Annotated in this window: 10 protein-coding genes; 9 read left to right on the top strand and 1 reads right to left on the bottom strand. The window is 45.3% G+C overall.

Features of this window, described 5'->3' with window-relative positions:
- The first annotated feature begins 177 nt into the window (after positions 1-177).
- The 7 genes from KCTCHS21_RS29250 (at position 178) to KCTCHS21_RS29220 (ending at position 9,356) form a co-directional block, all read left to right on the top strand.
- Positions 178-1,038 carry an AraC family transcriptional regulator gene (locus KCTCHS21_RS29250; RefSeq protein ID WP_130616011.1) on the top strand — a complete coding sequence of 287 codons (861 nt, stop codon included), beginning with the start codon at positions 178-180 and terminating at the stop codon, positions 1,036-1,038.
- Positions 1,039-1,159: 121 nt separating this feature from the next.
- Positions 1,160-2,107: an ABC transporter permease gene (locus tag KCTCHS21_RS29245; protein ID WP_130616010.1), complete on the top strand. Its 948-nt coding sequence runs from the start codon at positions 1,160-1,162 to the stop codon at positions 2,105-2,107.
- Positions 2,108-2,140: 33 nt separating this feature from the next.
- Positions 2,141-3,022 carry a carbohydrate ABC transporter permease gene (locus KCTCHS21_RS29240; RefSeq protein ID WP_130616009.1) on the top strand — a complete coding sequence of 294 codons (882 nt, stop codon included), beginning with the start codon at positions 2,141-2,143 and terminating at the stop codon, positions 3,020-3,022.
- Positions 3,023-3,071: 49 nt separating this feature from the next.
- On the top strand, positions 3,072-4,613 hold the full coding sequence (locus tag KCTCHS21_RS29235; protein WP_130616008.1) for an extracellular solute-binding protein: 1,542 nt from the start codon (positions 3,072-3,074) through the stop codon (positions 4,611-4,613).
- 37 nt (positions 4,614-4,650) lie between these two features.
- Entirely contained in the window at positions 4,651-6,165 is a 1,515-nt protein-coding gene (locus KCTCHS21_RS29230) for a sulfatase family protein (RefSeq protein WP_130616007.1), read from the top strand.
- A 101-nt stretch (positions 6,166-6,266) separates the two neighbouring features.
- Positions 6,267-7,229, top strand: coding sequence for a formylglycine-generating enzyme family protein (locus KCTCHS21_RS29225; protein ID WP_130616006.1), 963 nt, complete (start codon positions 6,267-6,269; stop codon positions 7,227-7,229).
- Between the two features lie 207 nt (positions 7,230-7,436).
- Positions 7,437-9,356 carry an AraC family transcriptional regulator gene (locus KCTCHS21_RS29220; RefSeq protein WP_162309402.1) on the top strand — a complete coding sequence of 640 codons (1,920 nt, stop codon included), beginning with the start codon at positions 7,437-7,439 and terminating at the stop codon, positions 9,354-9,356.
- 144 nt (positions 9,357-9,500) lie between these two features.
- Here the strand turns inward: KCTCHS21_RS29220 and KCTCHS21_RS29215 are convergent, their stop codons facing one another.
- On the bottom strand, positions 9,501-12,647 hold the full coding sequence (locus tag KCTCHS21_RS29215; protein ID WP_162309401.1) for a discoidin domain-containing protein: 3,147 nt from the start codon (positions 12,645-12,647) through the stop codon (positions 9,501-9,503).
- Positions 12,648-12,879: 232 nt separating this feature from the next.
- Here KCTCHS21_RS29215 and KCTCHS21_RS29210 point away from each other — a divergent pair, with 232 nt between their 5' ends.
- On the top strand, positions 12,880-13,833 hold the full coding sequence (locus KCTCHS21_RS29210; protein ID WP_130616003.1) for an ABC transporter permease: 954 nt from the start codon (positions 12,880-12,882) through the stop codon (positions 13,831-13,833).
- A 19-nt stretch (positions 13,834-13,852) separates the two neighbouring features.
- A complete protein-coding gene (locus KCTCHS21_RS29205; RefSeq protein ID WP_130616002.1) occupies positions 13,853-14,749 on the top strand; it encodes a carbohydrate ABC transporter permease in 897 nt (298 codons plus the stop codon).
- The last annotated feature ends 139 nt before the right edge of the window (positions 14,750-14,888 follow it).

Below are 14,888 nucleotides of genomic sequence, written 5' to 3'. Positions count from 1 at the left end.
ATTTCAAATACCAACTATTCTAATAGGGATAATTATAATGACTCTTGAATTAGACACCACGGCTATCAAACCATTACTGGCACTTCACATGTTGTGAAGGGTCTTATTTGTCATTCAGTGGGAGAAGGCTACTTTCATTGAAACTCTATTACATTAAGCGCTAGAGGTGACTTTATTATGAAAGAGTTCGATCACGAGTTCGCGGAGCATATTTATTACATGGCTTCAGAATTCGAGAAGAAGGGTGGGCTCTGGCCTGTCCGTGCGGGTAGAAACGAGGCAAAGCCGGGATACTCTGTTGGGCCGAAAATCATAGAATGCTACTCCTTTCATTTCGTTAAATCCGGGTCTGTGTATTTTGAATATAAAGATGGTGCTGTCACGCTTGAAGTAGGTGATATGTTCTGTCTATATCCACATCTAAAACATCAGTATAAACGCATTGAAACACTAGGGAATTCTTCTCCGTTACATATGTATTGGTTGGCCTTTAGCGGTGCCCAAGGGTCCTATCTATTGGATCGTCTCGGTATAAGTCTAGAGAAGCCTTACCTTCGCAATAAGCTGAATGCAAATATGGAAATGACCATTCTAGAAGTATTTACTTTCATGCGAAATCCGAAATCTGGAGATGAATTTCGACTTCAGGAGTCCTTGTATCGCCTATTCGGCGCATTGAACGACACGCAAATGAGAGCTCACAACGACAAGAGTGATGAGAAATGGATTGACACATGCCTTAATCATATGAACACACATTACATGGAAGGGATCACAGTTGCCGATGTCGTCCGAGTGGCTGGCGTTCACCGTTCCCATCTATTTAGCGAGGTTAGTAGATTAACTGGCATGGGGCCTCAGCAATATTTGACCAAGCTACGTTTGGATAGAGCGGTGGAGATGCTAAAGATGAAGGTGTATAGCATCACGGAAATCGCTTTATCACTAGGGTATCCAGATTTATATGCTTTCTCTCGTGCTTTTTGTAATCATTACGGCATGCCGCCTAGTCGTTATCAGTTAGACCCAACAAAATGACAAATGATAACTAGACATAATGATATTTATTTCCGCTAAACCACCGATTAATATAGACTCATGCCTATAAAACATAGTATGCGTGTAGGAATAATATGAAAACTTTATGTTTATTTGAGATATGGAGAGAGGGGGGATACCGCTGATTGAGTTCAACCGTGGCTTTGGCAGGTTTAGGCATCTCGTATTCAAGAACCGCTGGTTGTACCTCATGCTATTACCGGGAATGCTGTACTTCCTCCTTCTCAAATATGTTCCGATGTGGGGGATATTAATCGCCTTTAAGAATTTTCAACCGTTCTTAGGCTTCAACGACAGTGAATGGGTTGGTCTTGCACATTTCGAAAGGTTATTTCATGATCCGGGCTTCGTTAGGTTACTGAGAAATACGTTTGTGCTCGCGATTTATAACATTCTATTCTTCTTCCCATTACCGATTCTGCTCGCTCTATTGCTACACGAGGTTCGAAAGATTGCTTTCAAGCGATGGGTTCAAACCGTCATTTACTTACCACATTTCATGTCCTGGGTAGTTGTAGTCGGCATTGTTTACGTCCTCTTCACAACGGAAGATGGTGTCGTCAATTCTGTTCTGTTGGATTTGTTTGGTTATAAGATCGAGTTCCTTACGAGCTCAGAATGGTTCCGGACAATGATTACCTCTGAGGTGATTTGGAAGGAGAGCGGGTGGGGTACCATTATATTTCTGGCAGCGCTAGCCGGCGTCGATCCGCAACTATATGAGGCTGCGAGGATGGATGGAGCCAGTCGGCTCAGGCTAGTCTGGCACATTTCACTACCCGCCATGCGCTCAGTCATCGTTATCCTACTTATCCTGCAGCTCGGAAAGTTCATGGACAACGGCTTTGAGCAAGTATTCCTTATGCTTAATGCCACGAACAGCGATGTGGGAGAGGTGTTCGATACCTACGTGTACCGTGTCGGAATTACGACAGGACAATTCAGCTATAGTACAGCGGTTAATTTGTTCAAATCGGTTATTGGTCTTGTCTTGGTTGTTGTATCGAATAGGCTGGCTAAACGTTTTGGGGAGCAAGGTATCTATTAAATCGCTACTACCGCAAGAAAGAAGGGGACCATTATGCCATCGGGAGCGAAAAAAAACCGATTCAATTGGTACGATGCGATCGTATATTCACTACTCCTTCTGTTTACGCTTCTGACGCTCGTCCCCTTCTTGTTCGTCGTGGGGGGATCGTTCGCCTCGACGAAGGAGCTTCTAGAGAAGGGTGTCGTTTTGTTTCCTACACAGTTCTCTCTAGACGGCTACAAGTATATTTTCTCTACATCGACATTCATTACTAGCCTACTCGTTACGGTATGGATTACCGTTTCGGGCACAGCCGTGAATCTTGTAATGACGATTCTCACAGCGTATCCATTGTCCAAAAGCGAGCTAAAGGGGCAAAAAATATGTATGATGCTGATCGTGTTCTCCATGATTTTCAGTGGCGGTATGATTCCTACTTATCTCGTCGTCAAAGCTTTCGGCATGCTGGATTCTTATTGGTCTCTTATTATTCCCGGTGCTATTAGCGGCTTTAACTTAATCGTCATAAGGAACTTCTTCCAACAGCTGCCCGAAGGTCTGGAGGAATCAGCCAAGATCGACGGTTACAACGATTTACAGATTCTATTTAGGATCGTACTGCCGCTTTCTATGCCGGTCATCGCTACTTTTGCACTCTTCTATGCAGTTGGACACTGGAACACTTATTTCAATGCGATTCTGTATATTACTGATTCTGCCAAATGGCCCATTCAGGTTCTGCTGCGACAGATTGTTATATTGTCCATGGGTGGAATTGGTGATTCCAACGCATTCGACGTTAATTTTGTCCCACCAGCACAGACGGTGAAGCTCGCCGCGATAGTCGTGGCAACAGTACCTATACTGCTGATCTATCCGTTCCTGCAGAGGCACTTCACGCAAGGAATGATGCTAGGCGCTATGAAAGGGTAACACGTAATCATTTTATAATCAGGTTAGATAATAAAAGGAGAGAGAAACAATGAATGGATTAAAACGCAAATCATTAGGAATAGCTGTCACGATTGCACTTACGGTAGCGCTTGTATCGGGCTGCGGTAATGGGAATAAGGAAACGACTGTACCTGCTACTTCTATAGCATCTCAACCAGCATCTTCATCTGAATCCCCAAAAACAGCTGAACCGATATCCATTAGTTTAATGATCCCTTACTGGAATCCGGAGGCACCTAAAGCGAACAGCGAAGTGTTGAAGGAAGTGCAGTCATATACGAACACGAATCTTAATATATCGTGGGTACCTGCTAGCTCATACAATGATAAACTAAACGCGCTAATTGCTTCGCAGGATGTGCCGCAAATCGTCTACGTTCTGGCGAACGGCAACAAGAATTCAGGCCTTGTCAATGCGGTACGGTCGGGTATGTTCTGGGAAATTGGACCGTATTTGAAGGAGTATCCGAACTTAAGCCAGACTAGCAAGGATTTATTGAAGCAAAGCGCTATTGACGGGAAGACCTATGGTATCTTCAAGTCTTTCCCGCAAGCACGGGATGGTATCACAATTCGTAAGGATTGGCTGAACTCGCTCCAACTGCAGGAGCCTAAGACATTAGACGAACTAATCCACGTCATGGAGGCGTTCGCGCTGCAAGATCCAGACAAGAATGGTAAGAAGGATACGTTCGCAGTGGGATCAAGCGCAGGGCTTAACGGTTTCAATAATTTCGTATTATACAATGGCGGACCTAATCAATGGGGAATCGTAGACGGTAAAATAACACCGAATTTCCTGACGAAATCCTATAAAGAAACACTTGATTTGTACAAGTACTTCTATGAGAAGAACATCATCAATCAGGATTTCCCTAGCGTGACCAGCGATTTCGAACTATTCAACAAAGGCAAATCAGGGATGATTTTCGGAGCTCTTGATGATATTCAAAGTCGCTATGCTGATTTATATAAGAGTTACCCTGAAGCGGAATTAGACGTTATTAGCCTAATTGAAGGACCGGACGGTGCACGAGTTCCGACACGTGGTGTATTCCCGCCGCAATTCCTGTTCCCTAAGACTAGCATCAAGACAGAGGAGCAGCTGAAGCAAATCCTGGGTTATATGGACAAATTAGCAGACTCAACTGTACAGAATCTGCTTAAATGGGGCATTGAAGGTGTTCATTATGAAGTAGAGAACGGAAAAGCAGTGCGGACTGATGCCCAAAGATTCACGCAGGAAGTGTCTCAGCTTGATTTCCTTCAGTACACCGAATACAAGGCTGCGACGCCGGGGACGCTTCAACCAGTCGTGGAAAAAGCGCTCAAAATGCAGGTTGATAATTTTCCGAATGCGATTGTAAATCCGGCGCAGCCTTTAATCTCGGATACCTTCGTGCAGAACGGCTCAGAGCTGGACAAAATCATTAACGAAGCCAGAACCAAATACGTTATGGGCCAGTTGGACGAAGCGGGCTGGAACAAAGCCGTTGAACAATGGCGCAAGAATGGCGGAGACAAAGTCATCGCGGAATACTCAGCGGAATACAACAAGCTGAACCCATAACAGGCAAACTGACCTGACCGAAGGAAGTGCGTGCACTGTGCAGAACAAGCGAAAGAATATATTACTTATTACAAGCGATCAGCAGCATTGGAATACGTTGGGAATCGGAAATCCTGAGATCTCGACTCCCAACCTTGACCGTCTGGCGAAGCAGGGAACAACCTTTAGTCGTGCCTATTGTCCTAATCCTACTTGTACGCCTACCCGTTCTTCACTGATTACCGGGCAATATCCAAGTCAGCATGGGGCTTGGACGCTTGGGACAAAGCTTCACGAGACACAGCATACGGTAGGAGAAGATTTCACTGCGGCAGGATACAGAACGGCTCTTATTGGGAAGGCTCATTTCCAGCCACTAGCTTCCACTGAACATTATCCTTCTTATGAATCGTATCCTATCTTGCAGGACTTAGAATATTGGAGGCGATTCAACGGTCCATTCTATGGATTCCAGCATGTTGAGCTTGCACGGAACCATACGAATGAAGGTCATGCTGGACAGCATTACGGCGTATGGTTGGAGGACAATGGCTGTCATAATTGGCGAGATTACTTTCTTGAACCAGCAGGTACGATGAATCCGTCAGAGAAGCATAAGTGGGCAATTCCGGAACGGTACCATTACGATGCTTGGATCGCTGAACGCACGAATGCATTGCTAGCAGAGTACGCAAAGAATGAAGAGCCTTTCTTTCTTTGGTCAAGCTTCTTCGATCCGCACCCACCGTATCTGGTGCCGGAACCGTGGGATAAGATGTATAATCCGAACGAGATTACGCTCCCATCCGTAGTTGAAGGAGAACATGTGGCAAATCCGCCTCATTTCGGCCTTACTCAGCAGCGCAATCCTGATTTCTCTGATTACAAGGAATCAGGAATGGGAATACACGGGATGCATTCCCATCTGCATGACGAACAATCGCTGCGGCAGGACGTAGCCGTGTACTATGGCATGATTAGTCTTATGGACAAATACATTGGAGTCATCTTGGATCAACTCGAGCAATTAGGTTTGGTGGATAGCACCATCATTGTATTCACTTCTGACCATGGGCATGCATTCGGTCACCATGGCCTCGTGGCGAAAGGACCGTTCCACTACGAGGATTTGATTCGTGTGCCAATGATTGTCAGCCATCCTGAACAGTCAAATCGGGGGCAAGTGTCGGACGCGTTGCAGTCGCTCGTTGACTACGCTCCGACGTTCCTCGGGCTAACAGGTTTGCCGATTCCGCGAACGATGACGGGTATAGACCAAGCTGCCGTGTGGAAAGGAGAGGAACCGCGACAGCGGGATCATATCCTCTGCGAAAACCATCATGAGCCCACGTCTATTCATTTGAAAACGTATGTGGAGGACCGCTATAAAATTACCGTCTATTATAATCAAGAATACGGGGAGTTGTTCGATCTCCAGGAAGACTCGCAAGAGCTCATCAACTTGTGGGACGACCCACAAGCAGCAGAGCTTAAATCTAGGCTACTCTTGCGGTATATCTGGGCGGAGTTAGGTAAGGAACCGATGTGGATGCCCCGTGTATCAGGTGCCTGACCGCCTTATTATCTTAAATGAATCGCGATTTATATGAGGCCCGCATTGTCCTCCCAAGGACTTGCGGGTCATTGTCTTTAGGAAAATGGGAGGGAGTTTATATGTCAGAAATAAAATTGTCATGCGGCTGCTCGGTGAGTAGGGGGAATGGAGCTAGTATAGATCGAACGGAAGAGATAAAGAGCGCAAGCGCAAGTCATGATTTGGCCACTAACGGTATGATTTTGCTGCCGAGTAGTGAGTTTCTAATGGGCGATGGCCACGGTGATGGGCTGCAGCAGGATGGCGAAGGGCCTGTTCGAACTTTATTAATAGATTCATTTTATATCGATCCCTATGCCGTTACGAATGAAAAGTTTAAGTTATTTGTAGCTGATACGGGTTATGTGACAGATGCAGAGAAGTTTGGATGGTCGTATGTTTTTCATCTCTTCGTATCAGATTCTCTTAAAGAAAACGTAGATGGAATTGCAGATAATGCTTCATGGTGGTTGAAGGTAGAAGGAGCCAACTGGTATAACCCTGAAGGGCCTGGTTCCAGTATTGTAAGCCGGGGTGATCATCCTGTCGTGCAAGTGTCTTGGAACGATGCCGCTGCCTATTGCCGCTGGGCGGGGAAGCGGCTACCCACCGAAGCCGAATGGGAGTACGCCGCACGAGGCGGTCTTGTCCAGAAGCGTTATCCATGGGGGGACACTCTACTAGTAGAGGGAGAGCATCGATGCAATATATGGCAAGGGCTGTTCCCGAAAGTAAACCATGCATTAGACGGCTATGTGGGAACTGCACCTGTACAATCGTATTTGCCTAATGACTATGGATTATACAATGTAGTCGGCAACGTATGGGAATGGTGTCAAGATTGGTTTAGCCCAAACCACCACAAATCCGCATCTACACACAATCCGAAGGGCCCAGCGAAAGGCATGACGAAGACATTAAAAGGCGGTTCTTATCTGTGCCACAAATCCTACTGCAATCGCTACCGTGTAGCGGCGCGAACTGCGAATACGCCAGATAGTACAACAGGCCATATGGGCTTCCGCTGTGTTGCGGATGTTTAAAGCAGCTGTACAATGCTAATAGCAACAATAAGAAGTCCAATCAAACAACGGAAATCAAAATGTTGTTTTTTCAAATTGTTTACGATGATAATAATTATCAATATAATAAAAGGAGGAGAAAGACCGTAGTTGTGCGGTTGGAGGGAATGAAGCGCTGCGATGAATTTGAACGAGCATATTACGCTGTGGAATCACGCTTCTATAAAAATGATGGATGTACGTTATATGCTGCTGGAGCAGGGAGAAGAAATGCCGGAATATAGTCTTCCAGCCAGTACTTTTCTCTACGCCGTACACGGCAGAGCGCGGATTTGGCTGGATGATTCAATGTATAGTGCGGACCGATTTCACGTTCTACACGGAGGGAAGGGCGCACGTCTAAATATTGCTGCTGAAGAGCGGTTTGAATATTATTTGATCTTATATAAAGCTACGCTCACATTGCCCGCCTCTCAGGAATGGGTACGGCTTATAGCGTCAAATAAGCCATTTCAGCTACAGTATGGCTTCGTACCCCAATACCCGCTCTCTCTGCTAGATAAAGCTGGGCAGATGTTCGAGGAGTGGGTAAAGTCAGAGCCATTGGATAAATTCCATGCGAGAACGCTATTCTACCAATTTGTACATGAGCTTTTATTTCAGATGCAGCGTCAGGGAATAGAGCCTATACGACCTGATCTGGTTGCACAGGCACTCCGTTTCATGAATGAGCGCTATATGGAACCTCTAACACTGGATGTAATTGCGGATCTGCTTGATTGTAGCACGAGGTACTTGACTAAGCTGTTCAAGAGCAGAATGAACGAAAGTCCAATTCGCCTTCTCACGCAAATTCGTATGGACAAGGCTGCACAGCTATTATTGAACACAGAGGCTACTGTGCAAGAGATTGCCCCACGAGTAGGCTATCCCGACGCGCATACGTTAAGCCGCAGCTTTAAAAAGCACTTTGGTTTGCCTCCGGCACTGTTCAGAACGAAGCAGCTTGGTGTGAATTCGGTTCTGAAATTGCCACGTATTCGTTCCCAATCTGCCGTTGTGCCGCTCCCTTCTCTTCGATATATTGATATTGGGCATGAGAATCATTATCAACTTAATGAAAAGGGAGATTTACGAATGTACAAAGCAAATAAACCAGTAACTATGGCAGGAGCGACTATGCTTCTATGTTTGGCATTACTGCTCAGTGCCTGTTCTGGCAGCACTAATAACGCGGGAAACACCGGAGGAACAGTGTCGGGACAGAATCCCGTGGAGACTTCTTCTGCGCAAGCCTCTCCGGCTGCTACTACAAAAGTCTATGTGGATAGTCAAGGGGAGGTAGTTATTCCGGCGCATCCCCAACGGATTGTAGATCTTACGGGCAGCTTTACAGGTAATCTACTAGCACTGGGTGTAAAACCAGTAGGAGCTCAGGGTGACGCGCTAAAGAATCCGTTCCTGAAGGACTTTGTAGAAGGAATCGAAGCAGTAGACAGTGAGTTCTCACCAGAGCAAATCTTGAGCTTGCAGCCTGATCTGATTATTGTAGTCGCTGCCCCTACGATGGAGCCGACCTATAAGGAGTTAGACAAGATTGCTCCGGTCGTTAGAATTGAATATGGCAAATATTCTTACAAAGATCTGATGCTCGAATACGGAAAGCTTGCAGGGCAGGAGCAAGCTGCCGAGGATTGGTTGAAAGAGTGGGAAAGGAAAATAAATGAATACAAACCGCAAGTTGCAGAAGTCGTAGGCGACAGAACCGTATCGATCCTACAACCGTATGCTAAGGGACTTTATGCATTTGGCGATTTTTATGGCAGAGGCGGGGAAATTCTTTATAAGGAGTTCGGTCTTAAAGCCCCTAAGATTATTCAGGATGAAGTCCTAGGCAAAGGTGAAGGAGTTGTGGATTTATCCCTTGAGCGATTGCCAGAATATGCTGGTGATTATATCTTCACGAGTAATTGGGGATGGGATGATGGCAAACCGGAAGTCGTTTATGACAGCAGCTTATGGAAAAACCTGCCTGCGGTTAAAGAAAACCGTGTATTCTTTATCAGTGAAAAGGGCTCTTATTACAATGATGCTATATCGATGGAAGCTCAGTTGGATTTTATTGTAAAAAGCTTCCTTGGAAAGTGATTATTGCGGGGAGTCGTTGTTAATCGACTATGGATAATAGATATCGGGACATAGCAAAAAAGCCTCTGGAGTGATCTCCAAAGGCTTTTTTTACGATTAGAGAGTATTGTTTCTATGTTTAACCTTACCTTTTCGGATGACGAATTAACGATTATAGATTTCGAATTCGTAAATAATTGGAGCATCCCCGGTGCCGGAGGCGAATACAATCCTGGCTTTGCTGCCAGTCACAGCATTAAAGGTTACTGTTCGGGAATTCCAGTTGGTTCCGATAGTGGAACCAACGTAGGCAGTATCCCAAACTGTACCATTCCAATATTCGATTTGATACCCTGTTGTTCGACCGCCAAATTCACTTAGAACCGCTGTGTTAAACGTCGTATTAGCGCCGAAGTTAACCTCAAGCCACTGACCGCTCCAACAGTTGGTACAGGCTTGCCAATTAGAGGCAAGACTCTGGTCGAAAGCTTTGGCAGCAGTCTGATTAGCATCCAGGTTGGATGAGCTAGAATAGGTCTTGCCTATAGCTAGATTCGTAGTGATCGCTGGGTCGTTGTAAACGCCGAATTCATAAATGATTGGTCCGTTAGCGGTGTTACCTGAAGTGAAGAGAATTCGTACTTTGCTACCAGTAACGGTGTTAAATGTGACTACCCGGGAACCCCAATTGGAGCTAATCGTCGTTCCTGTATAAGCAGTTAGCCAAGAAGTACCGTTCCAATATTCGACTTTATAGCCTTGTGTACGATTACCGTATTCAGTTAGCTCTACCTTATTAAAAGTCGTATTAGTACCGAAGTTAACCTCAAGCCACTGACCGTTCCAGCAGTTGTAGCAGGCCTGCCAATTCGTGGCTAGACTCTGGTCGAAAGCCTTGGCAGCTGTCTGATTAGCATCCAGACTGGATGAGCTAGAGAAGGCTTTGCCAATAGCTAAGTTATTCATTACCTTAGAATCATAATAAATTTCAAACTCATAAATGATAGGTGCATCTCCATTACCCGAAGTGAAATTAATTCTGACCTTACTTCCAGTCACGGCATTAAAGGTGAGCGTTTTTGAGCTCCCAAGCACCGTCCCCGTATAAGCTGTCAGCCAGGAGGTTCCGTTCCAATATTCAATTGTATAACCTTGTGTGCGGTTGCCGTATTCGGATAGCACAACTTTGTTGAACGTTTTGTTCGAACCTAAGTTTACCTCAAGCCATTGGCCGCTCCAGCAGCTATAGCAGGCCTGCCAATTTGTAAATAAGTTGGAATCGAATGCTTTCTCTGCTGTCTGGTTAACATCCCAAGAAGACGAGCTAGCATACGTTTTGGATAGTGCCAAATTGCTACTAGCCTTGTAAATCTCACTCATGATTGGACTATTCGCAAGACCGCTCTTAAATGCAACTGCCTTCAGCGTCTTGGTACCGCCAGAAATCGTTACCGGTCCGGAATAAAGAGGACTCGATTCTGTCGGAGTCGAGCCATCCGTTGTATATCGTATCGTTGCTCCGGAGGTCGGCGTTGATAATGTGACTGAGACGGAATCGTTGTAAAGACCACCAACTGAATTTGCATTCGGCATAGCTGTGGTGGAGACTGATTCCGCGCTTTTCTCAACGAGCAGCACCCAGTCTGATGTATCCGGTTTATTAGGAATGACCCATTGGCCGGAGGAAGGTTGGATGGTATTACTTATGGTTGTATATTCACCTGAGCGGGGGTTAAACCAACGTGCTTTGTATCGCCAGCTGTTATCCATTTGTTTCAAAGAACCGGTAGCCGTACTGTTGTTGAAGGAAAAGACAACATAAGTATTGCTGCCATCGGATGACAGCAGTGATTTAGACGTACTATTAAAGCTGGACCAGCTGCTGCTGTCAAACCTGGGGATAAGCTTCCACCATTCCAAGGAAGTATAGAATGTGTTGAAATACAACAGTTGATCTCCGGTTACTGCATTAGCTCCGTCATACCACCAAAGGTAGCGTGCCGGCAGTTCATAACCCGTGCCGAAGTCGTAAGCAGCTCCAGGCTTTGAATATGCATCGTTCCATACGCCGGCAACGCCGTATCCGTATCCGTACATCCCAGATTGAAAGGCCTGATAGGCAGCACCCAATGCCCCTCTTGAATCGGTCCAAAACTGGTCGTACATGGATTCATACAATACTGAAGGCTTAGCACTCGAATGATTCCAAAAGCCTTTCCCGATATTCATATCCGTTAAATCGCCTGCTTGAACAGCCCAGCCATCGTGATAGCTCTTACTCGCCCAGGAGGAGTTGGCAGCCGTTGTATAAATGACGTTCTCCATGTGAGGCATGATTGGATGGTGGTACGCATCGTTATCCGACAGGCTTTGTCCAACAGCATACCATTTGCTCATTGTCGCAGAAGTATAATTCCCATACATGTTGGCGTCGATTTCTTGGGCAATGGTCCAGATTGCCGGATAGGAACCATACCGTGCAACCCAATATTTAGCGATTCGAGCCATATATGCATCCGTGTAAACATCGGGAAAATACTTAGGATCCAGTGCCCAAGCTACCTGGGCGTTGGCATGGACTAGGCCCTGATCAGCTATATATTTGAATTTGCGGTCAAGATTCTCAAAGCCTGCCAGATCGGCGCTTGTGAATCCATCGTTCAGAACAGCTATAGCCTCTTCGTCCAAACCGGTATGAGTACCTCCACCATGAGGTGCCCAGATTGGCTCCGACTGATAAACAGTAAAGCCCTGAGTAACCCTCTTGTCGACCGTATATTTGAACTGGGAAGCTATCCCGGGAACATTAGATGTTGAGAACCGCTCATGAGGCATGATCCAGTGTGTGTCGCCTAGGTAAAAGAATGGCGTTCCATCAGCATACGTCAAGTATCGCCCCGTGTTCCCCACCTTAAGAAAACCATGTTTATAGATAGCTAGAGTTCCTGTGTACTCTCCTGCCTCTACTGTTTTCGAGATATTATGTAATCCTGTATCAGTAGTATCAGAGGCATTAGTAGTCATTGTCCAAGCACCCATAGCCGTGGGTGCAAAGCGGATTTTCCAAACCGCGCCTCCATTCCAGAAAGCGGGGCGAGTTATCGTTAAGCCTCCCGGCCCGGTAAATGTTGCGGTCACGTCCACATTGTTAAAAGGATCCGCATACGTTTTGGAGCTTTCAAGCGTAATCTCGACCGTTTGCCACTGCTTGACCGTATAATCAGCCGCATGAGCATTGCTGGGAAGAAGCGTCAGGATGCACCAGGCTGCAAAGACAATCAGCAGGACCCCTCCAGCTTTTCTTAACTTCATTGCTTGTACCATTTCATTAATACCTACCTTTCTACTTAAAGTTTATATGGAAGCGCTATCATCCATGAAAAACATCCTAACATACACTCAAATAGATTTGTAATGCCTTTCAAGCAACAGTCCATGCTATTTAAAAACATCCGTTCTATTTAAACTTTAAGAACTGCGGTATGGAATCTATGATGATAAGGAGACATCATTCGAGTACATAACATGAAAGGAGGGGAAGCAGTTGAGAACCGGTACAGGCCCTCTACTTAAGCCTCACAATCCCAAATTATCATACTGGAAATTCAATTGGACTAGCAGAAAAACACTCTTTATGATGACAGTGCCTTGTTTTATCCTAATGGCGGTATTCGCTTACTTACCCTTGAGTGGTTGGATTATGGCATTCTACGATTACAAGCCAGGTCTGGATATTTTTAAGACAAATTTCGTAGGTTTGAAATATTTCAAGCTTGCTCTGGGAGAGCCTGATCTGATTCCCGTACTCAGGAATACGCTAGCCCTCAGCATGCTAGGCATTCTTTGCTCGCCCCTGCCAGCTTTGTTCGCTATCTTCTTGTCGGAAATGCGTAGCAAGGCGGTGCAGAAATTCATTCAGACGACAACTACGTTTCCATACTTTATCAGTTGGATTCTCGTCTTCTCTATTGCGTTTACTTTCTTCTCCACAGGAGAAGGCTTTCTTAATCAAATTCTACTCGACTTGAAATTCATCGATAAACCGCTGGAGATTTTAGGGAACTCCTCACTGGTCTGGCCATTTCACACCTTACTAGGCTTGTGGAAGGGACTCGGGTTTAGCGCGATTATTTATTTGGCAGCGATCGCGGGTATAGACCAAGAACTATATGATGCTGCGAGCGTCGACGGTGCGGCAAGATTTCATAAGATTGTCCACATTACGCTGCCGGGAATGTATCCAACTTATTTCACGCTACTTATTCTTGCAATTGGCGGCATTCTGTCCAACGGGTTTGAGCAATACTATTTGTTCACCAACCCGCTCGTTCAGGACAAAATTCAAGTATTGGATACATATGTGTACCGGATCGGTATCGCACAGGGTGATTTTCCACTGTCTACTGCACTTGGTATGACCAAGACCCTAATTAGTGTAGTTCTACTGTTTGTAGCTAATCTGATCTCGAAGCGGCTGCGGGGAACGTCCATCATATGACGGAGGGAGGAATTTAGTCGTGAAGCTTAATGCAAGGGAAGTTACGTTCCAAACTTTAAACTACTTAGTTTTTACTGTTTTTACGGTTGTCTGTATTTATCCATTTTATTACCTGTTAATCGTCTCTTTAAGTGACCCGCAGGAAGCCTCGAAAGGGCTTGTTACCTTCTGGCCTATCGAGCTAACGTTCAACAATTATGCTCAAATTCTAAAAATAGACGGCATCGGCAGAGCTTTTTTCATATCGGGCTTCCGGGCGATTATCGGTACTGTGCTAACTCTCTTGTTTACTTCAATGTTTGCATACGGGCTCACCAAGCAACGTACATTTGGCCGTAAATTTATGTACAGAGCGGTTGTCATCTCCATGTATTTGAATGCGGGTCTTATTCCTTGGTTTATTACAATGAAGATGCTGGGCCTCAAGGATAGCTTTCTGCTCTACATACTGCCAGGTTTAATTGGTCCATTCTTTCTTATTTTGATAAAAACATATTTCGAGCAAATATCAGCAGCTATTGAGGAATCGGCACTGGTCGATGGAGCAGGCTATTTTACGATTTTTCTAAAAATTATTATGCCTATATCGACGCCAATTGTAGCCGCGGTAGCAGTATTTAGTGCCGTAGGACATTGGAATTCCTGGCAGGATAACTTTTTCCTTGTAAGTGATAGGAATTTGCAGACGATCCAGTTGGTTCTTCTTAACTTCCTGAGAGAATCTGAGACTATCGCCCAGCAGCTTGCACAAAATCAAAACGGATTACAGGAATTGGCGAATGCAAATCGTACTTTAACTCCTTTCACCATCAAAACAACGATTACAATGGTTGTCTCGATTCCAATCATCTGCGTCTATCCTTGGTTACAAAAATATTTCGTCAAAGGTATTATGCTGGGAGCTGTTAAAGGCTAACCCTACGAGAATGATGGGGAGCCTTCGAAGCTTAAGTAGCTGGTGCTGCTTCATTAACGAAGAAAGCTTATATGATGGTTGTCAATGAGAGGCATAATGCTTTACAATTGCAACCGCTTTCAATAAGATAAAATTTTAG

Origin of the sequence: Cohnella abietis (genome assembly GCF_004295585.1) — a bacterium.
Taxonomy (GTDB): Bacteria; Bacillota; Bacilli; order Paenibacillales; family Paenibacillaceae; genus Cohnella; species Cohnella abietis.
Note: the sequence above shows the minus strand (reverse complement) of the source record. Positions and strands in the feature narration are given on the sequence as shown.

What these genes read in the sequence shown, in the direction of transcription:
- KCTCHS21_RS29250 (WP_130616011.1), top strand. Translation starts at nt 178, where the DNA reads ATGAAAGAGTTCGATCACGAGTTCGCGGAGCATATTTATTACATGGCT.
- KCTCHS21_RS29245 (WP_130616010.1), top strand. Translation starts at nt 1,160, where the DNA reads ATGGAGAGAGGGGGGATACCGCTGATTGAGTTCAACCGTGGCTTTGGC.
- KCTCHS21_RS29240 (WP_130616009.1), top strand. Translation starts at nt 2,141, where the DNA reads ATGCCATCGGGAGCGAAAAAAAACCGATTCAATTGGTACGATGCGATC.
- KCTCHS21_RS29235 (WP_130616008.1), top strand. Translation starts at nt 3,072, where the DNA reads ATGAATGGATTAAAACGCAAATCATTAGGAATAGCTGTCACGATTGCA.
- KCTCHS21_RS29225 (WP_130616006.1), top strand. Translation starts at nt 6,267, where the DNA reads ATGTCAGAAATAAAATTGTCATGCGGCTGCTCGGTGAGTAGGGGGAAT.
- KCTCHS21_RS29220 (WP_162309402.1), top strand. Translation starts at nt 7,437, where the DNA reads ATGATGGATGTACGTTATATGCTGCTGGAGCAGGGAGAAGAAATGCCG.
- KCTCHS21_RS29215 (WP_162309401.1), bottom strand. Translation starts at nt 12,647, where the DNA reads ATGAAGTTAAGAAAAGCTGGAGGGGTCCTGCTGATTGTCTTTGCAGCC.